The sequence below is a fragment of the Verrucosispora sp. TAA-831 genome (genome assembly GCF_050780145.1).
Classification (GTDB): Bacteria; Actinomycetota; Actinomycetes; order Mycobacteriales; family Micromonosporaceae; genus Micromonospora.
In genome coordinates, this window is record NZ_CP192240.1 from 1,759,739 (window position 1) to 1,783,393 (window position 23,655).

The 23,655-nt window shown below is 72.6% G+C and carries 19 protein-coding genes; 13 read left to right on the plus strand and 6 right to left on the minus strand.

The window, feature by feature from the left end:
- Nucleotides 1–131: 131 nt before the first annotated feature.
- The 8 genes from ACQVFL_RS08020 (at nt 132) to ACQVFL_RS08055 (ending at nt 10,122) form a co-directional block, all read left to right on the plus strand.
- Nucleotides 132–2,054: a hypothetical protein gene (locus ACQVFL_RS08020; RefSeq protein WP_431729793.1), complete on the plus strand. Its 1,923-nt coding sequence runs from the start codon at nt 132–134 to the stop codon at nt 2,052–2,054.
- Nucleotides 2,054–3,856 (plus strand): hypothetical protein, encoded by a 1,803-nt coding sequence (locus ACQVFL_RS08025; RefSeq protein WP_431729056.1) that lies wholly within the window; start codon nt 2,054–2,056, stop codon nt 3,854–3,856. The genes ACQVFL_RS08020 and ACQVFL_RS08025 overlap by 1 nt, the downstream gene beginning before the upstream one ends.
- Nucleotides 3,857–3,904: 48 nt before the next feature.
- The gene (locus ACQVFL_RS08030; RefSeq protein ID WP_396691567.1) at nt 3,905–4,570 is read left to right on the plus strand and encodes a GntR family transcriptional regulator; all 666 of its coding nucleotides are present in this window, start codon (nt 3,905–3,907) and stop codon (nt 4,568–4,570) included.
- Nucleotides 4,571–4,645: 75 nt separating this feature from the next.
- A complete protein-coding gene (gene atzF, locus ACQVFL_RS08035; protein WP_431729057.1) occupies nt 4,646–6,514 on the plus strand; it encodes an allophanate hydrolase in 1,869 nt (622 codons plus the stop codon).
- 40 nt (nt 6,515–6,554) lie between these two features.
- Nucleotides 6,555–7,244, plus strand: a complete 690-nt coding sequence (gene biuH / locus ACQVFL_RS08040; RefSeq protein WP_431729058.1) for a biuret amidohydrolase — start codon at nt 6,555–6,557, stop codon at nt 7,242–7,244.
- An 8-nt stretch (nt 7,245–7,252) separates the two neighbouring features.
- Complete coding sequence (locus ACQVFL_RS08045; protein ID WP_396691564.1) at nt 7,253–7,945, plus strand: cysteine hydrolase family protein; 693 nt, start codon at nt 7,253–7,255, stop codon at nt 7,943–7,945.
- 13 nt (nt 7,946–7,958) lie between these two features.
- Nucleotides 7,959–9,641 (plus strand): regulator, encoded by a 1,683-nt coding sequence (locus ACQVFL_RS08050; protein WP_431729059.1) that lies wholly within the window; start codon nt 7,959–7,961, stop codon nt 9,639–9,641.
- Nucleotides 9,642–9,729: 88 nt separating this feature from the next.
- The gene (locus ACQVFL_RS08055; protein ID WP_431729060.1) at nt 9,730–10,122 is read left to right on the plus strand and encodes an AtzH-like domain-containing protein; all 393 of its coding nucleotides are present in this window, start codon (nt 9,730–9,732) and stop codon (nt 10,120–10,122) included.
- A 67-nt stretch (nt 10,123–10,189) separates the two neighbouring features.
- Here ACQVFL_RS08055 and ACQVFL_RS08060 read toward each other — a convergent pair whose 3' ends face one another.
- A complete protein-coding gene (locus tag ACQVFL_RS08060; protein WP_431729061.1) occupies nt 10,190–12,040 on the minus strand; it encodes a hypothetical protein in 1,851 nt (616 codons plus the stop codon).
- A gap of 80 nt (nt 12,041–12,120) precedes the next feature.
- On the opposite strand from ACQVFL_RS08060, the gene ACQVFL_RS08065 reads away from it, so the two are divergent.
- From ACQVFL_RS08065 to ACQVFL_RS08080, 4 genes are all read left to right on the plus strand, one after another.
- Nucleotides 12,121–13,422, plus strand: a complete 1,302-nt coding sequence (locus ACQVFL_RS08065; RefSeq protein WP_431729062.1) for a PQQ-binding-like beta-propeller repeat protein — start codon at nt 12,121–12,123, stop codon at nt 13,420–13,422.
- Between the two features lie 79 nt (nt 13,423–13,501).
- Nucleotides 13,502–14,170: a response regulator transcription factor gene (locus ACQVFL_RS08070; protein WP_350693955.1), complete on the plus strand. Its 669-nt coding sequence runs from the start codon at nt 13,502–13,504 to the stop codon at nt 14,168–14,170.
- Nucleotides 14,167–15,366 (plus strand): sensor histidine kinase, encoded by a 1,200-nt coding sequence (locus tag ACQVFL_RS08075; RefSeq protein ID WP_396691558.1) that lies wholly within the window; start codon nt 14,167–14,169, stop codon nt 15,364–15,366. The genes ACQVFL_RS08070 and ACQVFL_RS08075 overlap by 4 nt, the downstream gene beginning before the upstream one ends.
- A 45-nt stretch (nt 15,367–15,411) precedes the next feature.
- The gene (locus ACQVFL_RS08080; protein WP_396691557.1) at nt 15,412–15,807 is read left to right on the plus strand and encodes a VOC family protein; all 396 of its coding nucleotides are present in this window, start codon (nt 15,412–15,414) and stop codon (nt 15,805–15,807) included.
- A 72-nt stretch (nt 15,808–15,879) separates the two neighbouring features.
- Here ACQVFL_RS08080 and ACQVFL_RS08085 read toward each other — a convergent pair whose 3' ends face one another.
- From ACQVFL_RS08085 to ACQVFL_RS08105, 5 genes are all read right to left on the minus strand, one after another.
- Nucleotides 15,880–16,680, minus strand: coding sequence for a hypothetical protein (locus tag ACQVFL_RS08085; RefSeq protein ID WP_396691556.1), 801 nt, complete (start codon nt 16,678–16,680; stop codon nt 15,880–15,882).
- A gap of 121 nt (nt 16,681–16,801) precedes the next feature.
- Nucleotides 16,802–18,868 carry a 3-hydroxyacyl-CoA dehydrogenase NAD-binding domain-containing protein gene (locus ACQVFL_RS08090; RefSeq protein WP_431729063.1) on the minus strand — a complete coding sequence of 689 codons (2,067 nt, stop codon included), beginning with the start codon at nt 18,866–18,868 and terminating at the stop codon, nt 16,802–16,804.
- Complete coding sequence (locus tag ACQVFL_RS08095) at nt 18,865–20,088, minus strand: thiolase family protein (protein WP_396691554.1); 1,224 nt, start codon at nt 20,086–20,088, stop codon at nt 18,865–18,867. Before ACQVFL_RS08095 ends, ACQVFL_RS08090 begins: the two co-directional genes overlap by 4 nt.
- 220 nt (nt 20,089–20,308) lie before the next feature.
- Nucleotides 20,309–21,652, minus strand: a complete 1,344-nt coding sequence (locus tag ACQVFL_RS08100; protein WP_396691553.1) for a ribonuclease D — start codon at nt 21,650–21,652, stop codon at nt 20,309–20,311.
- Nucleotides 21,653–21,743: 91 nt separating this feature from the next.
- The gene (locus ACQVFL_RS08105) at nt 21,744–22,316 is read right to left on the minus strand and encodes a DUF3000 domain-containing protein (RefSeq protein ID WP_431729064.1); all 573 of its coding nucleotides are present in this window, start codon (nt 22,314–22,316) and stop codon (nt 21,744–21,746) included.
- Nucleotides 22,317–22,569: 253 nt separating this feature from the next.
- Between ACQVFL_RS08105 and hemE the strand changes: the two genes are divergently transcribed.
- On the plus strand, nt 22,570–23,655 hold the full coding sequence (gene hemE / locus ACQVFL_RS08110; RefSeq protein ID WP_431729065.1) for a uroporphyrinogen decarboxylase: 1,086 nt from the start codon (nt 22,570–22,572) through the stop codon (nt 23,653–23,655).

Below are 23,655 nucleotides of genomic sequence, written 5' to 3' on the forward strand. Positions count from 1 at the left end.
TCGGGTAGACTCCGCCGACTGTGACGCCTGCTGAGACCCGCGCCGCATCGCCGCCGAAATCCGACGTCGTCGCAGGCTCGCCGTCCGAACCCGTCACGCTGGGTGAGGGTACGCGCGACCCCGCGCCGACCATCGACACCACGGCCGACTCCGGCACCACCACCAGCGACGCCCCGGCCCGGTCCGGGACCGCGTCGGCCGTCGACGCCCCGGCCGACTCCGGGGCCACGCCGACGCCCGGCGCGCCGACCGGGGACGAGGACCCGCCGACGGGTGATGCGGCGTCCGGTTCGGCGCCGTCGCGGTGGCGGCGGTTCCGTTGGACCCGCCGTCGGCTGGACCTGGCCGTCTTCGGCGGCTTCCTGCTCACCGCCATCTGGGTGACCAGCCAGATCTGGATGGACCCGGCCGGTCGGGTGGCCTCGCTCTACAGCAGCGACCCGGCACAGGTGCAGTTCTTCCTCGCCCACTCGGTCCGGGTGGTGCTGCACGGCGAGTTCCCGTTCTTCACCGAGCAGTTCAACTACCCCGACGGTGTCAACCTGATGGCCAACACGGCCATCCTGGCGCTGGGTATCCCGATGGTGCCGGTGACCCTGCTGTTCGGGCCCGCCGTCACGTTCGTGGTGCTGGTCACGCTCGCCCTCGCCGGCACCGCCTCGGCCTGGTACCACGTGCTGTCCCGGCACGTGGTCAGCTACCCGCTGGCCGCGATCGTCGGCGGCTGGCTCTGCGGGTTCTCCCCGGCGATGCTGTCGCACGCCAGTTGGCATCCGAACATCATCAGCCAGTTCCTGCTGCCGTTCATCGTGTGGCGGGTCATGGTCATCACCCGCTCCACCCGCCCGTACCGGGACGGTGCGCTGCTGGCCCTGCTGGTCACCGTGCAGGCGTTCATCAACGAGGAGATCCTGCTCTTCACCGCGATGGGCTGCGGCATCTTCCTGATCGCGATGGTCGTCCAGCGTCCCGGACTCTGGTCGGCGGCCTGGCGCCCGCTGGGCAAGGCGGTGGCCACCTGCACGGTGATCGCCGGTGCGCTGCTGGCGTACCCGCTCTACATCCAGTTCGCCGGGCCGATGGCGTACCACGGGCTCAGCGACGCGGTCCGTGACTACGGCAACGACATCGCGGCGTACTTCGCCCCGGGCTCGCCGACCATCGGCGGCAACCAACGGGCCAACGTGAACCTCGCCCCGAACTACTCCGAGGAGAACGCCTTCTTCGGGTGGAGCCTGGCCCTGATCGCGGTCGGCATCGTGCTCTGGCTGCGGCGGGAACTGCTGGTCCGGGCGCTGGCGGCGACCGCCGGGTTCTATGTGATCCTCTCCCTCGGTGAGCGCATCACCTGGTGGGACCGGGAGCTGATCGTCGGCCCGTGGGAGTGGCTGGTCCGGCTGCCGCTGCTCGACGCGGTGGTGCCGACCCGGTTCGGCATGATCGTCAGCGTGGTGGTGGCGATCCTGCTGGCGCTGGCCATCGAGCGCAGCCGCACGTTGGACCTGGACCGGCGGGTGGTGCGGACGCTGACCGTGGCCGGTCTGGTGCTCGCGCTCCTGCCGATCGCACCGATGCCGCTGCCGATGACCTCCCGACCGCCGGTGCCCGACTTCATCACCTCGGACCGCTGGCGCGCCTACGTCGGGCCGGACCAGACGCTGGTGCCGATCCCGGTGCCCAGCATGGGCAACACCCACGGGATGCGCTGGGCCGCCTCCACCAACCTCGACTTCAAGATGCCCGGCGGCTACTTCCTGGCCCCGCGCAACGCCACCACCGGTGACCCGGGCCGCTTCAACGGGCGGCCCAGCGGCGTCGGGAAGCTGCTGGAGGAGGTCGCCACGACCGGCCGTACGCCGGAACTGGACGACCGTCAGCGGCGTCGCTCGCTGGACGAGCTGCGGCACTGGAAGGCGGCCGTGCTGGTGCTGCCGCTGCGCCAGCCGCACTCGGAGCCGCTGCGGCAGACCGTCGAGCAGTTGGTCGGCCCGGCCCGGCAGGAGCTGGACGTCTGGGTGTGGGACGTACGGCCGTTGACCGCTCCGACGGGCTGATGGCCGTCGGCACGGCCGACCGTACCGCCGAGGTGGCGTCGCGCCGTCGCCGGTGGTCGCCCGCGCGTGCCCCGGACGTGGCGGTGCCGGTCGGCTACGTCGCGCTGGCGGCGTGGTTGACCCACCGCCAGTGGGGTCGCCCGGACCGGCTGTTCCACCAGGCCGGTGACCAGATCCTCTTCGAGTGGATGCTGGCCCGCGCGGCCCGTGCCGTGGCCGGGTGGGAGAACCCGCTGTGGAGCGACGCGTTGAACGCGCCCGGCGGCGTGAACCTGATGGCGAACACCTCGGTGCTCGGCCTCGGTGTCCCACTGTCCCCGGTCACGCTGCTGTTCGGGTCGCAGGCCGCCTTCGGTGTCGCGGTGGTGCTCTGCCTCGCCGGCACCGCCACCGCCTGGTACGTGCTGCTGCGCCGCCGTCTGGTCGACACCTGGCCGGCCGCCGCCGTCGGTGGCCTGGTCTGCGGCTTCGCGCCCGGCATGGTCGCCCAGGCCGGTACGCACCTGCACATGGCCGCCCAGTTCCTGGTGCCGCTGATCCTGGCGCTGGTGTTCCGACCCGAGCCGGACGGCCGGGTGTGGCGGCACGGTGTGCTGCTCGGGCTGGTCGTGACGTACCAGGTCTTCCTCGGCGAGGAGGTGCTGCTGTTCGTGGCGCTGGCCTGCGGCGTGTTCGTCGGCGCGTACGCGATCGCCGACCCGTCGGCGGCCCGTCGGCTGGCCCCGTCGACGGCCGGTCGGATCGGGGTCGGCGCGCTGGTGGCCGGGGCGCTGCTGGCGTACCCGCTGTGGTTCCAGTTCTTCGGTCCGGGCCACTACCGGGGGATGCCGTTCCACGCGTACAGCTACCAGTTGGACGCGGCGTCGTTCACCGGCCTCGCCCGACAGACGCTGTTCGGCGAGGACCGCCCGCCCGGCCTGCTGGCGCCCAACCCGACCGAGGAGAACTCGTTCTTCGGCGTCGGGCTGCTGGTGCTGGCCGTGGTGGTCACGGTCTGGCTCCGGCGTCGCCCGCTGGTCCGTGCGCTGGCCGCCTGCGGCCTGGTGTTCGCCCTGCTCTCCCTCGGTGCCCGGGTACGCCTCGACGGACGGGCCACCGACCTGCCCGGGCCGTACCGGCTGGTCGCCGAGCTGCCGCTGCTCGACCACGTGGTGCCGGCCCGGTTCGCGCTGGTCTGCACCCCGGTGCTCGGTGTCCTGGTCGCGCTCGCGATGGACCGCTGGGCTCAGCGGGCGGCCGTCGACATCGCGCCCGCCCGGGACCGGTGGCACGGACCGGTCCGCCTGGTCGGAGCCGCCGCGCTGGCCGTCGCCCTGCTGCCGCTGGTGCCGACCCCGATCCGGACCGTGTCGAGTCGGCCGGTGCCGGCGTTCGTGGCCGACGGCACCTGGCGGGCGTACGTGCCGGCGGGCCGCACGCTGGTCCCGGTGCCGCCGGTGACCAACGCCGGCCGCAGCCCGGGCATGCTCTGGTCGGCCCGGACCGGGCTGGCCTTCACCGCTCCGGGTGGCTTCTTCATCGGCCCGCACGCCCCGGACGACCCGACGGCCCGGTGGGGTGCCCCGGACCGGCCCACCTCGGCGCTGTTGCGGCGGGTGGCGGACACCGGCGTGGTGCCGCCGATCACCGAGGCGGAACGCCGGCAGGCGGTGGCGGACCTGCGGCACTGGCGGGCGGCCGTGGTCGTGCAGGGCGGGCTGCACCACGGCGACCCGGTCCGGCACACCGTGGAGGCGCTGCTCGGCCCGCCGAGGGAGATCGGCGGCGCGCTGGTCTGGGACGTCCGCCCACTTGTCGGTTGAGTCGCGCCCGCACCGGTCGCCCGTGGGCCGGATGGCAGACTCGTCGGGGTGAGCGACGTGGCCGCGACGCCGATGGACGGTGAGCTGGAAAGTGTCAGTCTGGTGGATCTCGCCGTCTCCCGGTTGACCCGGGAACTCCTCAGCGGTCGGAGCGAACCGGGTGAGCGCCTGGTGGAGGAGCAGTTGACCCGGCGGTTGGGGATCAGCCGGGCACCGTTGCGCGAGGCGTTGCGGCTGCTGGCGCAGCGGGGGCTGGTCGAGCACGTGCCCCGGCGCGGGGTCCGGGTCGCCACCCTCTCCGCCCGGGACGTCCAGGAGCTGTACGAGGTGCGCGACGTGCTGGAGCGGTTCGCGGTCCGGTCGGCCATCCCGGTGGGACGGGAAAGCGACCTGGTCGGGTTGCGGGCGGCGCTGGACCGGATGCGGGAGGCGACGCGCGCCGGTGACCGGCTGGCGGTCGCCGAGTCGCACCGCACGTTCCACGTCGCGCTGGTGACGCTGGCCGGTAACCGTCAGCTTTCCGGGGTGTACGACTCGATCCTGGTGAAGTTGCAGCTCTACATGGCCATCAACCTGCGCCGCGAGGCGGAGCAGGCGCAACCCCTCGACGGTGTGCACCGGCACGAGCGGCTCTTCGAGGCGGTGGCCGGGGGAGACCCGGAGACGGTCCTCGCCGCCCTCTCCGGGCACGGGGCACGAACGTATCTGGAGTAGCGGATCGGCGGCGGCGTCATGTCGTCGTTACGTCCGGCGCCGGTCCCTGAAACAGAACGGTCGACAATCGACTGTATGCCAGAGCGCATCGGATCGATCTCGGAGTTGCGGTCCGCGTACCGCGAGCATCGCCTCACCCCCGCCGAGCTGGCCGAGACCGTCCTGGAAGGACTCGCCGGGCGAGCCGGTGAACCGGTCTGGATCAGCACCGTCTCCGCCGAGGAACTGCGGACCCGGGCCGCCGCGCTGACCGACACCGACCCGCAGACGCTGCCGCTGTACGGGATCCCGTTCGCGGTGAAGGACAACATCGACGTGGCCGGCATGGTCACCACTGCCGGCTGCCCCGACTTCGGGTACCGGGCCGCCGAGGACGCGCCGGTCGTCCGCCGACTCCTCGACGCCGGAGCCCTGCTGGTCGGCAAGACCAACCTCGACCAGTTCGCCACCGGCCTGACCGGCTCGCGATCCCCGTACGGCAGCGTCGAGAGCGTCTTCGGCGGAGGTCTCGTATCCGGCGGGTCCAGTTCCGGCTCGGCGGTCGCGGTCGCCGCCGGTCAGGTCGCCTTCGCCCTGGGCACGGACACCGCCGGCTCCGGCCGGGTTCCGGCCGCGCTCAACGGGATCGTCGGCGTCAAACCCACCCGAGGGCTGCTCAGCACGGCCGGTGTGGTGCCGGCCTGCCGCTCGCTGGACTGCGTCTCGGTCTTCGCCGTCGACGTCGCGGGCGCCAGCGAGGTGCTGCACGCCGCCCGCGCGGTGAGCACAGCCGACCCCTGGGGGCGTGCGCTCCCGGCCGAGCGGTTCACGGCCCGCGCGCCGGGGACGCTCCGCCTCGGCGTACCCCGGACCGTGGACCTGGAGTTCTTCGACGACGCCGGGCAGGCGGTCCGGTTCGCGGCCGGCGTGCACCGCCTGCGGGAGTTGGTCGGCACCGTGCGGCAGGTCCCGCTGGCTCCCTTCCTCGCCGCGGGGGACCTGCTCTACCAGGGTCCGTGGGTGGCCGAGCGGCTCGCCGGGCTGGACGACTTCCTGCGTACGCATCCGGAGGCGGTCCTCCCGGTCACCCGGACGGTGCTGGAGACCGGGCGGCGCTACGACGCCGTCGACGCCTTCCGGGGGAGGCACCGGCTCCGCGAGTTGCGGGCCGAGGTCGACCGGTGGTGGCAGGAGATGGACGTGTTGGTCGTGCCGACCGTCGGCACGACCTTCACGCTCGACGAGATCGCCGAGGACCCGATCGGACGCAACGCCGTGCTCGGCCGGTACACCCAGTTCGCGAACCTGCTCGACCTGGCCGGGGTGACCGTGCCGAACGGGTTCACCGCCGACGGTCGCCCGGCCAGCCTGACCCTGGTCGGCCCGGCCTTCAGCGACACCACACTGGCCCGGCTCGGCGCCGCCTTCGCCGAGGCCGATCCGGCAACGGCGACCACGTCGGGCACGGTGGTCGCGCCGCCGATCCGGCGCGACGGCACACCGCCGGGCCGCACGGAGGTGCTGATCGCCGTGGTCGGGCGGCACCTGACCGGGGAGTCGCGCAACGCCGAGCTGACCGACCTCGGAGCCACCCTCGCCGGGGCGGCCCGCACCGCGCCGCTCTACCGGCTGTACCGGATGCCGACCCCGGACGGCAAAGGGCTGCCCGGACTGGTCCGCGTCGCCTCGACCGCCCCCGACGGCCACCCGATCGAGGTCGAGCTCTGGTCGCTGCCGGCGTCGGCCGTGGGCGGGTTGCTGGCCGAGGTGCCCGCTCCGCTCTCGCTCGGCTGGGTGCGGCTGCACGACGGGCGGGACGTGCTCGGGTTCCTCTGCGAGGCGTACGCGGCCGGCCCGGACGCCGAGGACATCAGCGCCGCCGGTGGCTGGCGCGCGTACCGGCGCGCCGCATGTAAGGAGGGGTCCCCTGCTAACGCCTCGTGCATAGCAGGGGACCCCTCCTAACACCGCCAGCCGACCGTGAACGGAGAAGACAGGAGGAGCGATGGCAACGATCGGTCCGGTACCCGCGAACCCCTACCCGTGGCCGTACGACGGCACGGTCGACACCGTGCGTACCGCACTGCTCTGTGTGGACTGGCAGACCGACTTCTGCGGGCCGGGCGGCTACGTCGACGCGATGGGCTACGACATCGGCCTGACCCGAGCCGGCCTGCCCGCCACCGCCCGGCTGCTGGCGCACGTCCGGTCGCTCGGCATGCTGGTGGTGCACACCCGGGAGGGACACGATCCCGACCTGTCCGACCTGCCGGCGAACAAGCGATGGCGCTCGGCGCGGATCGGCGCCGAGATCGGCGGGGCCGGTCCGTGCGGCCGGATCCTGGTCAAGGGCGAACCGGGCTGGGAGATCGTGCCCGAGGTCGCCCCGGCCCCCGGCGAGGTGGTCGTCGACAAGCCGGGCAAGGGCGCGTTCTACGCCACCAACCTCGACCTGGTACTGCGTACCCGGGGCATCACCCACCTGATCCTCACCGGCATCACCACCGACGTCTGTGTGCACACCACGATGCGCGAGGCGAACGACCGGGGCTACGAGTGCCTGATCCTGTCGGACTGCACCGGCGCCACCGACAAGGGCAACCACGAGGCCGCCCTGCACATGGTGACCATGCAGGGTGGCGTCTTCGGCTGTGTGGCCACCTCCGACGACGTCATCGCCGCCACGACCGGGTGAGGTGGACCATGCCGACCATCGCCGCCGCGCGACCCTTCCCGTACACCTTCGACCTCTCGACCACGGCGCTGCTCGTCATCGACATGCAGCGCGACTTCCTGGAACCGGGCGGTTTCGGCGAGAGCCTGGGCAACGACGTCGACCAGTTGCGGCGCACGATCGGGCCGCTCGGCGCGCTGCTGGCCGCCGCCCGCGCCGCCGGCCTGACCGTCGTGCACACCCGCGAGGGCCACCTGCCGGACCTCTCCGACTGCCCACCGGCCAAGCTCCAGCGGGGCGCCCCGCGCATGCGCATCGGCGACCCCGGACCCAACGGCCGGATCCTGGTCCGCGGCGAGTACGGCCACGACATCGTCGACGAGTTGGCGCCGCTGCCCGGCGAGCCGGTCGTCGACAAGCCCGGCAAGGGCGCCTTCCACGCCACCGGCCTGGCGGAACTGCTCGCCGAACGGAAGATCGACAGTCTCCTGGTCACCGGCGTCACCACCGAGGTGTGCGTGCACACCACCGTCCGGGAGGCGAACGACCGCGGATACGAGTGCCTCGTGCTCGCCGACTGCGTCGGGTCCTACTTCCCGGAGTTCCACCGGGTCGGACTCGACATGATCGCCGCCCAGGGCGGCATCTTCGGCTGGGTGGCCGACTCGACGGACGTACTCGCCGTGCTGCCCAGCGCCCCCTCGTCGCCCGCCTCCTCCTGACCGGGAGCCGCTCATGGACCCCACCACGACCTCCGCGCCGCGCCTGCCGTACTGGGTGCGCGGCGACACCAACGCGTTCTTCGGCTTCGGCGTCAACGTCCTGGTCAACGTCCTCACCCTGACCGGGCTCTGCATCTTCGTGGTGAACCTGCCCGAAGGCGAGGTGTTCGGCACGATCCTGCCGGCCCTCGGCATCGCCCTGGTGGCCGGCAACGTCTACTACACCCACCTGGCCCGGCGGCTGGCACGACGGGAAGGGCGTACCGACGTGACCGCCCTGCCGTACGGGCCGAGCGTGCCGCACATGTTCATCGTCATCTTCGTCATCATGCTGCCGATCTTCCTGAGCACCGGAGATCCGAGGCGGGCCTGGGAGGCCGGGCTCGCGTGGGCGTTCATCATCGGTGTGATCGTGCTGATCGGTGCGTTCGTCGGCCCGTACATCCGCCGGTACACCCCACGCGCCGCGCTGCTCGGCACGCTGGCCGGCATCAGCGTCACCTTCATCTCGATGAACCCGGCAGGACAGATGTGGCGGATGGCCTGGATCGCCCTGCCGGTCCTCGCGTTGCTCCTGATCGGGCTGCTCACCGACGTGAAACTGCCGTTCAACTTCCCGATCGGGCTGGCCGCCCTGCTGCTGGGTACGGCGATCGGTTGGCTCGGCGGGGCGATGTCGGTGCCGGACGTGACGGCGGCGGCGCGGGACATCGCCGTCGCCTTCCCCACGTTCCAGCTCGACCTGCTGGGGCGCGGCCTGTCCGACATGGCGCCGCTGCTGGCGACCGCGATCCCGCTCGGGGTCTACAACTTCACCGAGGCGATGACCAACGTGGAGAGCGCCGCCACCGCCGGGGACAACTACAACCTGCGCAGTGTCCTGCTCGCCGACGGTGCCGGGGCGGTGGTCGGTGCGGCCCTCGGCTCCCCCTTCCCGCCCGCCGTGTACGTCGGACACCCCGGTTGGAAGGCCGCCGGAGGGCGGACCGGTTACTCGATGGCGACCGGGGTGGTCATCGCGCTGCTCTGCTTCCTCGGGATGTTCTCCCTGCTCGGTGCGATCTTCCCGACCGCGGCGATCGTGCCGATCCTGCTCTACATCGGGCTGCTGATCGGCGCGCAGGCGTTCCAGGCCACGCCCCGGGCCCACGCGGCAGCGGTGGTGGCGGCGCTGATCCCCAACATCGCGGCCTGGGCGACCGGGCAGATGAACAACGCCCTGGCGGCGGCCGGCACCACTGCCGCCGAGGTCGGCAACGAGGCGCTCGCCGGTGCCGGGGTGGTCTACGACGGGCTGCGGATACTCGGGGAAGGGGCCATCCTCGCCGGTCTGGTGCTCGGCGCGATCGTGGCGTTCATCATCGACAAACGCTTCGTCCACGCGGCCGTGTTCGCCGCGTCGGGTGCGGTGCTCGCCTTCATCGGCCTGATCCACGGCGAGGAGGTCCGGTGGAACGCCAACGGGCAGGTGGCCCTCGGGTATCTCTTCGTCGCGGTGATCTGCGGGATCTTCGCGCTCGGGGCGCACCCGCCCCGGGTGCCCGCGCCGGAGGAGGCCGAACTGGATCGCCTGCACAGCGGCGCCACCGCGCCCGGGACCCGGGACACCCCGACCCCCTCGGTCTCCGCGCCGGGCCGTCCGACCGGTGCCGCCCCGGCGGACGACGACACCCGCGAGGCGGCGGTGAGTGGCTGAGGCGGTGTCCCGGTCGGGCGGCAGGTTCCGCCGCCCGACCGGGACGCCCCGCCGCCCGCTGTCGTTCCGACTGGAGAGGACGAACCCGATGGAGATCGACCGCGCCGACGTGGTGGCCGAGGTCGCGGCCGTGTTCGCCGGCTACGAGCAGGCCCTGGTCGACGGGGACGCGGAGCGGATCTGCGGCTACTTCCGGGATTCCGACCGGACGGTGCGCTTCGGCCTCGCCGACCACCAGTACGGCTTGGAGGAGCAGCGGAAATGGCGGGCCGCACAGCCACCGCTGCCACCGGGTCGCCGGTTGGTCGACACGGTGATCACCACCTTGGGCCTGGACCTCGCGGTCGTCACCACCCGGTTCGGCTACGCCGGTACGGTCGCCACCGGCCGGCAGACCCAGACCTGGGTACGCCTGCCCGTCGGCTGGCGCATCGTCACCGCGCACGTCTCCGAGCCGCTGCCCGCTGCGCCTGAGGTGTAAGGAGGGGTCCCCTGCTATGCACGAGGCGTTAGCAGGGGGCCCTTCCTTCCAACAAGGCCGGAGCGCGTCAGACGCGGTCGCGGACGTCCCAGAGCCAGACGTCGTCCACCCGCTGCGGCTCGCCGAGCAGGCCGGTCAGCAGATCCCGCAGCACGGCCTCCCGGGGGTGGGCGCCGAGCACCACCACCGAGGCCCGCCAGAAGCGCAGGTCCTCGACGGCCTGCTGGCGGTTCTCGTCGGTCAGATCGGGCACCTCACCGGCGTCGATGGTGCGATAGACGAGGGTGCTGGTGGGCCGGTTCGGCGCACCGAAGACGCCCTCACCGTCGAGGTTGGGGCCGATGAAGTACCCCGCCGGGATCGGGAACTCGTGCTGGGTCAGCGCGCTCCAGCGCAACGTGGACAGACCGTGCACGTTGCTCGGGATGGGCACCGGTACCAGCGTCCGGCCCTCCGGCACGTACGGCCGCCAGGCGCCCGAGGTGATGAAGGTCGGCGGCGGCGGAACCTCCTCGGCGGGCAGCGGGGTGGGGAACAGCGGCAGGACGGCGAGCGAGATGGCCGCGTACCCGACGCCGCGCTGCCAGCGCGGCCGGTTGCGGGCGGCGGGCGCGGGTTCGCCGGAGCGCGGTGCCGGCACCGGCGACCGGCGGTTGCCGGCCACCGCGTCCCATGCCAGGGCGAGCAGGACACCGAGCGCGGCGGTGGTGACCAGGGCCAGCCGCGTCGGCATCATCATCTCGACCAGCGGCAGGTCCTCCGAGATGTACGACCACGGACCGGCGATGCCGGTCAGCTCGCCGTTGAACCGGATCTCCGGGCCGAGCGAGCCCACCGAGAAGAGCACCACCAGCACGGCGAGGATCCGGGCCACCATCGACCGGCGCACCAGCAGCGCCAGCGCCACCACCGTGAACAGCACCATCGGCCAGCCGAACCAACTGTTCTGCTCGGTCAGTCCGATGGTCGCCTCCACCGCCTCGGTGCCGGCGATGGTGTCGCGGGGGAAGGTGACGAAGGCGACGACGTCCTCACCCCAACTGTGGAACACCCCGCCCTGTAGACCCCGGTAGGACTGTGGGCCGTTGAACTGGTACCAGATCGGGTAGGCGGTGAGCAGCAGGGCGACGACGCCGCCGAGGCCCAGTCCGGCACCGAACGTGCCGGCACGGTCGCGCGCCTGGCGTGGCCGCATGACCGCGTACGCGATCACGATGACCAGGCAGGCCAGCGCGGTGAGCAGCAGCATCTCCTCGTTGATGAAGATCTGGTACGCCACCAGCAGGCCCAGCACCAGCCCGTTGCGCCGCCACCGGCCGGGTTCGGTCAGCCGGAACACCCGCACCACGATCAGTGGCAGCAGGAAGTTGGAGACGAAGTTCGGCTGGCCGTTGGCGTGGTGCACGATGCCGGGGGCGAAGCCGAGGAACGCGCCGCCGACGAAGGCGGCGGCCCGGGAGCGCACCAGGTGCCGGGAGAGCATCCAGTACGAGGTGGCGGCGGTGGCCGCCAGCGCACCGCCCAGGTAGAGCGCGTACACCACCTGCGGGCCGAGCAGCCAGGTGAGCGGGGCCAGCGGCAGGGTCACCCCGAGCAGCGAGGTGTTGGCCATCATGTTCACCCCGTCCGGGGCGTTCTGCCGCGTACTGAACAGCGGGTTCTCCAGGTGCATCACCGAGTACGCACCGTGCGAGAACAACCACTCGAACCAACTGTGGTCGGTGGGCAGATGGGACGAGACGCGGTTCTGCACGTCCACCCAGTAGTAGAGGCAGACGAGGACGCCGAGCAGGACGTAGGCTCCGATGGCCAGTACGTCGACGCGCGTCGGCCCGCGTCGGCGACGTCTTGTCGCTGACTCCGCCTCGACGGTCTCGGGGACGGGGTTCAACGAGGAATCAATCACCGGCACAGCCACGACGGGCCATCGTACAGGCGGTCGCCGGGGCGGCCGACGGCTGTGAGGGGCCGTGTCGGCGCACCGCAGGAAGGACGACCGTGACGTTGATCGACCTCGGTGAGATCACCGAGCCGACCGACCACCCGCCGAGACGTCACCGGACCTTCGCCGGCTCGCGCCGCTGGGCAGCCGCGCTGCTCGCGGTGGTCGTGCTGGTGACGATGGCCGGCGCCGCACCGCCGCCCCGCCGGGTGTACGCGACGGTGCCGGTGCCTCTCGGCGCCAGCCTGCTCCTCTCGGCGGACCAGATCTTCGCCGTCATCCCCGGCACCGAGGCCACCGGCGACCGCCCCGAGTTGCTCGCCTTTCCCCATCCCGAGCCGGCCACCGGCACGCCGCCGAAGCTGACTCCGTCGTGGCGGGTCGCCCTGTCGCACGGCCATCGGGTCTTCCGGGTGCAGCCCGTCGCCGAGGACGGGGTGCTGGTCTCGATGTCCGCCGAGGAGACCGAGACCAGCCAGAGCGTGCTGCTCGATGCCCGTACCGGTCGGGAACGCTGGCGCGAGCCGGGCGTGGCGATGTTCGACGACCCCCGCCGCGCACTGCTGCGGACCCATCGCGAGAGCATGCCGAACACGCTGCGGATGATCGAGCTGCCGAGCGCCCGCGAGCTGTGGTCCATTCCGCTCTCGGCGTCCAGCGTCGACTACCGGCTCCGCGACGGAGCGGTCGACGCGGTCGTGGTGTCCACGCTCGACGGCGGCGTCGAGGTGCGCGACCCGGAGACCGGGGAGGTCCGGCACCGCCTGCCGCCGCCCGCCGACGACCCGGCCGGCTACCAGTCGGCGTGGGTGGTCGGCGACCTGGTGGCGGTGGTCCGGAACTCGAACACCGTCGCCGCCTACACGGTCGACGGGCTGGTTCCGGTCTGGCAGACCACCGTGCCGACGGTCTACCACGTCACCGACTGCGCCGCGCTGCTCTGCGCCTTTCTGGCCAGCGGCGGGGTGCAGGTCCTCGACCCGGCCACCGGCGCCATCCGGTGGGACAACCGGGACATCGCCGACCTCCTGCTGGTGGGGGAGCGGCGTGCGCTGGTCCTGTCCAGGTGGGCCGAGGGGACGATGGAATTGGCCACCTTCGACATGACGACCGGGGCGGCGCTCGTCGACCACGGGCCGTGGGAGCAGGTCCACCGGTACGAGTACGCGCCGCACCTGCTCGCCGTACGACCGGTGGCCGATGTCGGCCTGGTGCTCGCCGAGCTCCACCCGGACGCCGACCGGGCCCGGCCGATCGACGTGCTGGTCGGGGGGCGTGGCGAATGCCAGGCCCGCCAAGACCTCGTGGCCTGCCGTCGGCAGGACGGCGACTTCGGGGTCTGGCGACTGCCGGAGTGACACCGGCCCGGGGTGGCACGCCCGACTTGGCGGCCGGCGCTAGGTTGTCGGGTGGTCACCGGCGGAAAAGGGGCGTGACATGCGGGTACTGGTGGTCGAGGACGAGCGCAACCTCGCCGACGCGATCGCGCGCGGCCTGCGCAAACGCGGCATGGCGGTGGATGTCGCGTACGACGGTGACAGCGGACACGAGATGGCCTTCGTCACCCGGTACGACGTGGTGGTGCTCGACCGTGACCTGCCGGGCATGCACGGTGACCAGATCTGCGCCGAGCTGGCCGCCTCCGGCGCGCTGACCCGGGTGCTGATGCTCACCGCCAGCGGCACCGTCGCCGACCGGGTCGAGGGCCTGCAACTCGGTGCCGACGACTACCTGCCCAAGCCGTTCGCCTTCGACGAGTTGGTGGCCCGGGTGCAGGCGTTGGGCCGACGGGCCACTCCGGCGGCACCTCCGGTACTGGAACTGGCCGATCTGGTCGTCGACCCGGCCCGGCGGGTGGCCACCCGGGCCGGGCAGCCGGTGGAGCTGACCAACAAGGAGTTCGGGGTGCTCTGCGAGCTGCTCAAGGCGCGCGGGGCGGTGGTGTCCAGCGAGGAACTGCTGGAACGGGTGTGGGACGCGAACACCGACCCGTTCACCACCATCGTCCGGGTCACCGTGATGACCCTGCGCCGCAAGCTCGGTGATCCGCCGCTGATCGAGACCGTGGTGGGGGCCGGTTACCGCACCGCCGAGGGGCCGGCGTGACGCCCGCCCTGGGGATCGGGCCGGTCACGCGACTGCGACCGCGGCCCACCCTGCGACTGCGACTGACCCTGCTCAACGGCGTCCTGCTGATCGGCGCCGGGGCGATCCTGCTGCTGCTGGCCTGGTTGCTGGTGCGCGACGCGTTGCGCCCCACCGACGAGCTGTTGCCCGGCACCACCGTGGTGCTGGCCGACGGCAGCACCCTGGAGGCCGGGGCGTGGCAGCGGCAACTGGTCAGCGCGGCCTCCGGCGAACTGCTGGCGAAGGGGCTGGCCGCGCTGCTGGCGGTCGGCGCGGCCGGCGTGGTCGGGGCGTACGCGGTCGTCGGGCGGGCACTGCGACCACTGCACCAGGTGACCGCCACCGCGCGGCGACTCGGCGAGACCACCCTGCACCAGCGCATCGGCTACTCGGGGGCGGACGACGAGGTGGCCGAGCTGGCCGACACCTTCGACGCGATGCTGGACCGGATCGGTGCCGCCTTCGAGTCGCAGAAACGGTTCGTCGCCAACGCCTCGCACGAGTTACGCACGCCGCTGGCGGTGATGCGGACCGAGATCGACGTGACGCTCAGCGACGACGACGCGGACGCGGCCGAGTACCGCCGGATGGCGACCGTGGTGCGCGACGCCTCCGAACGGGCCAACGGGCTGGTCGACGCCCTGCTGGTGCTGGCCCGCAGCGAGGCGCAGACGGGCCGGCGGCTCGCTCGGCGTACCGAGTGCGACCTGGCCGCCGGCACGCTCAACGCGCTGTCCGCGGTGCGCCGCGAGGTGGACCGGATCAAGCTGGACGTGCGGACCTCGCTCCAGCCGGCACCGGTGGTCGGCGACCCCGGTCTGCTGGACCGGTTGGCCGGCAACCTGATCGAGAACGCGGTCCGCTACAACCACCTGCACGGGCGGCTCTGGGTGCGGACCGGCTCCGACGGCCAGCGGTCGTGGCTGGTGGTGGGCAACACCGGCTTCGAGGTCGACCCGGCCGACGTACCTGGGCTGTTCGAGCCGTTCCGGCGCGGCGGCCGGGAACGGACCGGTGCCCGCGGGTCCGGCCTCGGCCTGTCCATCGTGCGGGCGGTCTGTGACGCGCACGGCGGCACGGTGACGGCGGTGGCACAGTCCGGGGGCGGCCTGGAGGTGACGGTCAACCTGCCGGCGGCCGACTCCGCGCCGACCGTGGAGCAGGGCACACGCTGACCCGATGCGCTGATAATCGCTTGATCCCGGTGAGAGGTTGGGGTCATGACTTCCCGAGTGCGTTGGATCGACGTCGACTGTGCCGACCCGTACACCATGGCGACCTTCTGGGCGGCGGCCACCGGGCTGCGTCCCGACCCGGACGACCGGCCGGGGGACGAGGAGTGCGCGTTGCTGTCCGGCCCGGACACGGCCGGCGGCGGGATGCTCTTCCAGCGGGTGCCCGAGGGCAAGACCGTGAAGAACCGCATCCACCTGGATCTCCAACCGACCGACCGGACCCGGGACGAGGAGGTGGAACGCCTGCTCGGCCTGGGCGCCACGCCGGTCGCCGACCACCGTCGGCCGGACGGCAGGGGATGGGTGGTGCTGGCCGACCCGGAGGGCAACGAGTTCTGCGTGGAACGCAGTCTGGCGGAACACGCCCTGATGGACGGGTGATCGCCCGCCACCGGCCGCAGCGACGCGACGGCCGGGCGGGGGATTCACCCCGTCCGGCCACCGGTGCGTCCGTCAGGACCGTTGTTCGACCTGGCCACGGATGGTGAGGAACTCGGATGCGGCGTCGTCGCGGGAGGACCAGAACAAGACGATCATGCCGACGCTGCCACGGTCCGCCCAGACGCAGATGCCCAGCGCCACGTCGGCCCGGCCGTCGCCGCAGCGGGCCTCGCCGCCGAGCGGGCCCGGCTCGACCGACGTCATGTTGCTGACCGTCAGCTCGGTCGAGATGGCCTGGACCGCCTCGTCGAGTTCCCGCTTGGGGTCGGCCATCAGCCCGGAGACGGCCACGATCATCACGAGGTTCTCCTGCGACGGGTTGCCGTAGAAGGCACCCACCGCACCCGTCTCGTTCTGGATCGAGGACTTGAGTTCCCGGACCATCGAGTCGGAGAGCTGCTGCAACTCCGGTTCGGTGACCTTCTGTCGGCCGGCCAGGGTCTCCGGCGCCACCACCCGGGTCCGGCTGGCGTCGACCGCCTCGCCGACGGTGTCCCGGACCACGAACCAGACGACCGAGCCGCCGCCGACGCAGAGCACCACGAGGACGGCGAAGACGATCAGCACGATCTTCCCCGCGTGGGACTTCTTCGGCGGAGGGGGCGGCGGGAAGGCGCCGTACGGCTGACCGGGCGTGGGATACCCGCCGGCCGGTGGGGGCGGGGGATAGCCGGTCCCCGGCGGCGGGTAGCCGCCGGCCTGCGGATACGACCCGCCCGGCGGGTACTGGTCGCCGCTGCGCGGTGGGTAGCTGCCGCCCGGCGGGTACGGGCCGGCGCCGTGCGGATTGTGGTGCTGGTCCGGGTGGGACATGCGGTCGGCTCCTGACGAGGGGTGGAACCGGGATGGTAGCCAGCCGCCGCTCGTGCCGCTGGCCCCGACCGCCGGTCACGGTGGTCACCCCGGGTGGGCGACCACCGTGACCCGGCTCGACTCAGCCCGCCAGGCCGGCCACGCCGCGCGGCAGGAAGCGCTGACCGGTGACCTGCTCACTGGTGCCGGTCCGGTCCAGGTACGGCGTGACGCCGCCCAGGTGGAACGGCCACCCGGCACCGAGGATCATGCACAGGTCGATGTCCTGCGCCTCGGCGACGACCCCCTCGTCCAGCATCAGCCGGATCTCCTGGGCCAGCGCGTCGAGCGCCTGCTGGCGTACCTGCTCCTCGGTGAGCGGCCGGTCGCCGACCACCAGCAGCTTCGCCACCTCGGCGTTGATCTCGTCGTCCACCACGATCGGCTGGCCGGAGTCCGCGATCCGCTTGAGGTTGTCGCTGACCGTGAACCGGTCCGGGTAGGCCGCGTGCAGCGTGCCGCCGACGTGGTGGGCGACGGGCGGGCCGACGAGCTGGAGCAGTGCCAGCGGTCGCATCGGCAGACCCAGCGGGTCCAGCGCGCGGTTCGCCACCTCCAGCGGGGTGCCCGCGTCCACGGCGGCGAAGACGGTGCCGAGGAAACGGGTGAGCAGCCGGTTGACCACGAACGCCGGGGCGTCCTTCACCAGCACCGACGACTTCTTGAGCTGCTTGCCCACCGCGAAGGCGGTGGCCAGGGTGGCGTCGTCGGTCCGCTCGCCACGGACGATCTCCAGCAGCGGCAGTACCGCGACCGGGTTGAAGAAGTGGAAGCCGACCACCCGCTCCGGGTGCTCCAGCTCCTCGGCCATCGCGGTGATCGACAGCGAGGAGGTGTTCGTCGCCAACACCGCCTCCGGCGCGACGATCTTCTCCAGCTCGGCCCAGACCTGCTTCTTGACGGACAGGTCCTCGAAGACGGCCTCGATGACGAAGTCGGCGTCGGCGAACGCGCTCTTGTCGACCGTGCCGCTGACCAGGCCGTACAGCTTGGCGGCGGTGCCCTTGTCCATCCGGCCCCTGCTGACGGCCTTCTCGATCTGGGTGTGCACGTAGCCGACGCCGGAGTCCACCCGGGCCTGGTCCAGGTCGGTGAGCACCACCGGGACCTGGAGGCGGCGGGCGAACAGCAGCGCCAACTGGCCCGCCATCAGGCCCGCGCCGACGATGCCGACCTTGGTCACCGGACGGGCCAGCCCCTTGTCCGGCGCGCCGGCCGGTCGCTTGGCCCGCCGCTGGACCAGGTCGAAGGCGTACAGGCCGCTGCGCAACTCCTCGGAGAAGACCAGGTCGGCCAGGGCCTCGTCCTCGGCGGCGGTGCCGGTGGCGAAGTCGGCGTCCTTCGCCGTCTCCAGCAGGTCCAGCGCCCGGTACGCGGCCGGGACCGCGCCGTGCAGCCGCTGGTCCAGCGTCTGCCGGGCGAAGTAGAGCACGCCCGCCCACATGTCCTTGTCGACCTCGGGGCGGGTGACGGTCACCTCGCCGCGTACCACCCCGGCGGCCCACTCCAGCGACCGCTCCAGGAAGTCGGCCGGCTCCAGCAGCACGTCGGCGATGCCCAGCTCGGCGGCCTGCTTCGGCTTGAGCATCTTGTTCTGCATCAGCGGGTTCTGGATGATCACCTGGGTGGCCGCGGGGATGCCGATCAGGTTCGGCAGGAGCTGGGTGCCGCCCCAACCCGGGATCAGGCCGAGCGACACCTCGGGCAGCGCCAGCGCCGCCGCGCCGCCGGACAGCGTCCGGTAGTGGCAGTGCAACGCCAGCTCCAGGCCACCGCCCATCGCCGCGCCGTTGACGAAGGCGAAGGTCGGGACCGGGCTGTCCTTCAGCCGGGCGAAGACCCGGTGCCCCAGCCGGCCGATCTCCAACGCCTGCGCCCGGTCCGCCAGCAGCGGCAGGCTGGTCAGGTCCGCGCCGACGCAGAAGATGTACGGCTTGCCGGTCACCGCGACGAACGCCGGGTCGGCCGCCAGCGCGGCGCTGATCGCCTCGTCCAGGCTGGTCAGGCCGCCCGGACCGAAGGTGTTCGGCTTGGTGTGGTCGAGTCCGTTGTCGAGGGTGATCAGGGCGGCCGGACGGTCCAGCCCCGGCACGTTCACCTGACGCAGCAGCGCCCTGGTGACCACCTCGTTGGGTGCCGCGAGGCTCATTTGTCTCCACCCTCCCGCTGCGCTGGCTGGCCGGACTCCGTCCAGTGTGGGTTCTCCCAGATGACCGTGCCGCCCATGCCGATGCCGATGCACATCGCGGTGAGGCCGTAACGGACCTCGGGGTGCTCGGCGAACTGCCGGGCGAGCTGGGTCATCAGCCGTACGCCGGAGGAGGCGAGCGGGTGCCCGATGGCGATCGCGCCGCCCCACTGGTTGACCCGGGGGTCGTCGTCGGCGATGCCGAAGTGGTCGAGGAAGGCGAGCACCTGCACGGCGAACGCCTCGTTCAGCTCGAACAGGCCGATGTCGTCGATGGTCAGGCCGGCGATGCGCAGCGCCTTCTCGGTCGACGGGATCGGGCCCACGCCCATCACCTCGGGCTCGACGCCGACGAAGCCGTACGACACCAGCCGCATGGCGATCGGCAGGCCCAGTTCGCGGGCGACGTCCTCGGCGACCAGCAGGCTGGCGGTCGCGCCGTCGTTCAGCCCGGCCGCGTTGCCCGCGGTCACCTTGCCGTGCGGGCGGAACGGGGTCTTCAGCGTGGCCAGCTTCTCCAGGGAGGTGTCCCGGGGGGCCTCGTCGACGGTGGCCAGGCCCCAGCCGGTCTCCGGGTCGCGGATCGCCACCGAGACCAGGTCGTCCTGGAACTTGCCGTTGGCGTACGCCTTCGCGGTCTTCTGCTGCGAGGCGAGCGCGAACGCGTCGGTGCGCTCCTTGGTGATGTGCGGGACCCGGTCGTGCAGGTTCTCCGCCGTGGAGCCCATCACCAGCGCGGACGGGTCGACCAGCTTCTCCGCGACGATGCGCGGGTTCGGGTCGACGCCCTCGCCCATCGGGTGGCGGCCCATGTGCTCGACACCGCCGGCGATCGCGACGTCGTACGCGCCCACGGCGATGCCGCTGGCGACGGTGGTCACCGCGGTCATCGCGCCGGCGCACATCCGGTCGATGGCGAAGCCGGGAACCGTCTTGGGCAGGCCGGCCAGCAGCGCGGCGGTACGGCCGATGGTCAGGCCCTGGTCACCGATCTGGGTGGTGGCGGCGATGGCCACCTCCTCGACCCGTTCCGGGGGGAGCTGCGGATTGCGGCGCAGCAGTTCGCGGATGCATCGGATCACCAGGTCGTCGGCGCGGGTGTCGGCGTACATCCCACCCGCCTTACCGAACGGGGTGCGGACGCCGTCCACGAAGACGACATCCCGAACTTCACGGGGCACTTGAGCCTCCTAGCCAGCACTGGCGTTTCCCTCGAATGCTACTCGCCAGTAATAACCCGTGCCCGCGACCCCGCTGTGGCCCACCCCACACCCCCGCTCGCGCCGACGGCCCGCGCCGACGGCCCGCGCCGACGGCCCGCGCCGACGGCCCGCGTTGATCAAGAGGTTTGCGTCGGCTACCGGCCGCCTATCGGACGCAAACCTCTTGATCAACGCCGGATCAGGTGGGTGGGGAGGGGGAGGTGGGGGGTGGGGTGGTTAGGGCTTCGGCCAGGTCGGGGAGGAGGAGGTTGATCTGCCAGTCTCGGGCGTGGTGGCTGCGGAGCGCCTCGGCGACCGTGTGTTCGGTGATCTCCTCGGGCGGCTGCCAGGCGACCCGACGGATGGTGTCGGGGGAGATCAGGTTCTCCGGCGGCAGGTGGTGCGCGCCGGCCACCCGGAGCACCACCTCGCGGGACCGGGTCAGCCGGGCCGCGGCGGCCGGGTCCCGTTCCGCCCACCGGTGCGGCGGGGGCGGTCCCTCCACCGTCGGCGTCACCGGCAACTCGTCGTCCGGCAAGTGCCGGGCGTCGTCCAACGCCGCCAGCCAGGTCCGGGCCAGCCGGCGTACCGACCGACCGCCGAAACCGGGCAGGGTGAGCAGCGTCTTCTCGTCCTTCGGGTCCAGCTCGGCGGCGGCCACGATGGCCGAGTCGGGCAGCACCCGCCCCGGCGCCGCGTCCCGCCGGGCGGCGATCTGGTCGCGGGCGTACCAGAGCGAACGCACCCGCGCCTGCGCCCGCGCCCCGCGAACCCGGTGGATGCCGGAGGTGCGCCGCCACGGATCGGCCCGGACCCGGGGCGGACGGTCCCCGCTGGCCACCAGCGCGGCGAACTCCTCGGCCGCCCACGCGGACTTGCCCTGCCGGGACAGCTCCGCGTCGAGCGCGTCGCGCAGGTCGGTCAGCAGCTCCACGTCCAACGCGGCGTAGGTGAGCCAGGACTCCGGCAACGGCCGGCTCGACCAGTCCGCCGCCGAATGGTGCTTCTCCAGGCTGAACCCGAGCAACTGCTCGGTGAGCGCGGCCAGGCCGACCCGCTCGAACCCGGCCAGCCGGGCGGCCAGCTCGGTGTCGAACAGTCGGCGTGGCCGCAACCCCAGCTCGGCGAGACAGGGCAGATCCTGGTTGGCCGCGTGCAACACCCACTCGGTGTCCGCGATCGCCGCGTCGAGGCTGCTCAGGTCGGGTAGCGGCAACGGGTCGATCAGCACGGTGCCGGCGCCCTGGCGGCGCAACTGCACCAGGTACGCCCGCTGGCTGTAGCGGTAGCCGGAGGCGCGCTCGGCGTCCAGGGCCACCGGGCCGGTGCCGGCCGCGAAACGGGCCACCACCTCGGCGAGCTGGTCCGGTGTCGCCACCGGTTCGGGAGTGCCCTCACGTGGGGCGGTCAACGGCACGGACTCGCCGCCGGTGGGTTCGGTCCCCGCGTCCGACGGTTCCGGCCGCGCCGACGGCTCGTGGTGCGTGTCGTTTCCCGTACGGCTTGCGGCGGTCCGACGGCGCAGGGGTGGTTCGTCGGTCACCTGGCAACCCTAGTGCGCCAACGGATCGTGCCGCGCGCACCCGCCCCGCCGCGTGTCGGCGGTTCGTCGCCGGGGGGCCGTACCCGCCCCGTCAACCGGCGGCCGCGGCGCGACGCTCGTCCAGCGCGGTGACGCCGGGCGGCGGCAGGCCCGCCGTGGAGGCGAGCAGCGTGCACCAGGCGTACAGGTGCGGGGTCAGCTCCACACCGGTCGGGGTCCACGACGCGCGGATCTCGATGTCGCAGGCGGCCGGCGGCCCGGCCAGGTCACCGAACCGGGTCGACGCGGTCTGGGTGACCGTGCCGCCGATCGCCCGGTGCCCGGCATCGTGCGCCTCCAGCGCGTCGGTGAGCCAGGTCCAGGCCACCCCGGGCAACAGCGGGTCGGCGGCCAGGTCGACCTCCAGCTCGGCGGTCACGTAGGTGACCAGTCGCAGGGTGCCCTGCCAGCCCTCGTGCCCGGCGGGATCGTGCAGCAGGATCAGCCGGGCGGTGGCCACCTCGTCGCCGTCGCGCAGCACCGCCGCGGAGAGCGCGAACGAGTATGGCGCCAGCCGCTGCGGCGCGCCGGCCTCCTCCAGCACGATCTCCGGTCGAGGCGCCGTCACCCGGAGCCCGGTGACCGCGCGGGCGAAGGTGTCCGGAAGCGCGATCGGGGCGGCCATGTTTGCAGCCTAAGCCGCCGCCCGGTTCCCGGCTCGGACGGCGCGCCGACGATCTCCCCACACCGCCGCTCCCGCGCGCCGTGCGCGGGCTTCGTGCGCGCGTCGCGCGCGGGCTTGCTGCGTCGCGCGCGGGCTTACTGCAAGGAGGGGTCCCCTGCTATACCGCAGGCGTTAGCAAGGTGCCCTTCCTTTCACGTCACAAAGCCGGCGGTGGGCGCGGAGCGGGCACCGGGCGCGTGGCACGATTGCCGCGATGGCCACCGACACCACGGGCGATGCTGCCCGAGACGACGCAACCCGCCCCGACGGGCCGACCGACTCGCCCTTCGTGCGGGCGTGCCGCCGCCGGTCCGTCCCACACACCCCGGTCTGGTTCATGCGCCAGGCCGGCCGCTCGCTGCCGGAGTACCGCCAGATCCGGGCCAACGTGGCGATGCTGGAGTCCTGCCGCCGCCCCGAACTGGTCACCGAGATCACCCTCCAGCCGGTACGCCGGCACAACGTGGACGCGGCGATCCTGTTCAGCGACATCGTGGTGCCGGTCGCCGCCGCCGGGGTCGACCTGGACATCGTCCCCGGAACCGGGCCGGTGGTGGCCGAACCGGTACGTTCCGCCCCCGACGTCGAGCGGATCCGGCCGATCGACCTCAGCGACGTCGGGTACGTCGACGAGGCGGTTCGGATGCTGGTCAAGGAACTGGGCGACACGCCGCTGATCGGCTTCGCCGGTGCCCCCTTCACGTTGGCCAGCTACCTGGTCGAGGGCGGTCCGTCGCGGACCCACGCCAAGACCAAGGCGCTGATGTACGGCGAGCCCGACCTGTGGCACGCGCTGGCCGGCCGCTTGGCCGAGGTGACGTTGGCGTTCCTGCGCGTACAGATCGAGGCCGGGGTCTCCGCCGTACAGCTCTTCGACTCCTGGGCCGGTGCGCTCTCCGAGGCCGACTACCGCCGTTTCGTGCTGCCCCACTCGACGACCGTGCTCGGCGGGCTGGCCGACGCCGGTGTGCCCCGGATCCACTTCGGGGTGGGCACCGCCGAACTGCTCGGCGCGATGGGCGAGGCCGGCGCCGACGTGGTCGGCGTGGACTGGCGTACGCCGCTGGACGTCGCGACCGGCCGGATCGGGCCGGACAAGGCCGTGCAGGGCAACCTCGACCCGTGTCTGCTGTTCGCCCCCTGGCCGGTGATCGAGGCCGAGGTGCGGCGGATCCTCGACGAGGGCCGGGCTGCCCCCGGGCACGTGTTCAACCTCGGCCACGGCGTACTGCCGGAGACCGACCCGGAGGTGCTGACCCGGGTGGTCGCGCTGGTGCACGAACTCTCCGCCCGGAACTGA

Bases quoted from the DNA above. Each gene is read 5' to 3' on its own strand.
- hemE (WP_431729065.1), top strand. From the start codon at position 22,570: ATGGCCACCGACACCACGGGCGATGCTGCCCGAGACGACGCAACCCGC.
- ACQVFL_RS08050 (WP_431729059.1), top strand. From the start codon at position 7,959: ATGGACCCCACCACGACCTCCGCGCCGCGCCTGCCGTACTGGGTGCGC.
- ACQVFL_RS08085 (WP_396691556.1), bottom strand. From the start codon at position 16,680: ATGTCCCACCCGGACCAGCACCACAATCCGCACGGCGCCGGCCCGTAC.
- ACQVFL_RS08105 (WP_431729064.1), bottom strand. From the start codon at position 22,316: ATGGCCGCCCCGATCGCGCTTCCGGACACCTTCGCCCGCGCGGTCACC.
- ACQVFL_RS08070 (WP_350693955.1), top strand. From the start codon at position 13,502: ATGCGGGTACTGGTGGTCGAGGACGAGCGCAACCTCGCCGACGCGATC.
- biuH (WP_431729058.1), top strand. From the start codon at position 6,555: ATGGCAACGATCGGTCCGGTACCCGCGAACCCCTACCCGTGGCCGTAC.
- ACQVFL_RS08055 (WP_431729060.1), top strand. From the start codon at position 9,730: ATGGAGATCGACCGCGCCGACGTGGTGGCCGAGGTCGCGGCCGTGTTC.
- ACQVFL_RS08090 (WP_431729063.1), bottom strand. From the start codon at position 18,868: ATGAGCCTCGCGGCACCCAACGAGGTGGTCACCAGGGCGCTGCTGCGT.
- ACQVFL_RS08080 (WP_396691557.1), top strand. From the start codon at position 15,412: ATGACTTCCCGAGTGCGTTGGATCGACGTCGACTGTGCCGACCCGTAC.
- ACQVFL_RS08045 (WP_396691564.1), top strand. From the start codon at position 7,253: ATGCCGACCATCGCCGCCGCGCGACCCTTCCCGTACACCTTCGACCTC.
- atzF (WP_431729057.1), top strand. From the start codon at position 4,646: ATGCCAGAGCGCATCGGATCGATCTCGGAGTTGCGGTCCGCGTACCGC.
- ACQVFL_RS08025 (WP_431729056.1), top strand. From the start codon at position 2,054: ATGGCCGTCGGCACGGCCGACCGTACCGCCGAGGTGGCGTCGCGCCGT.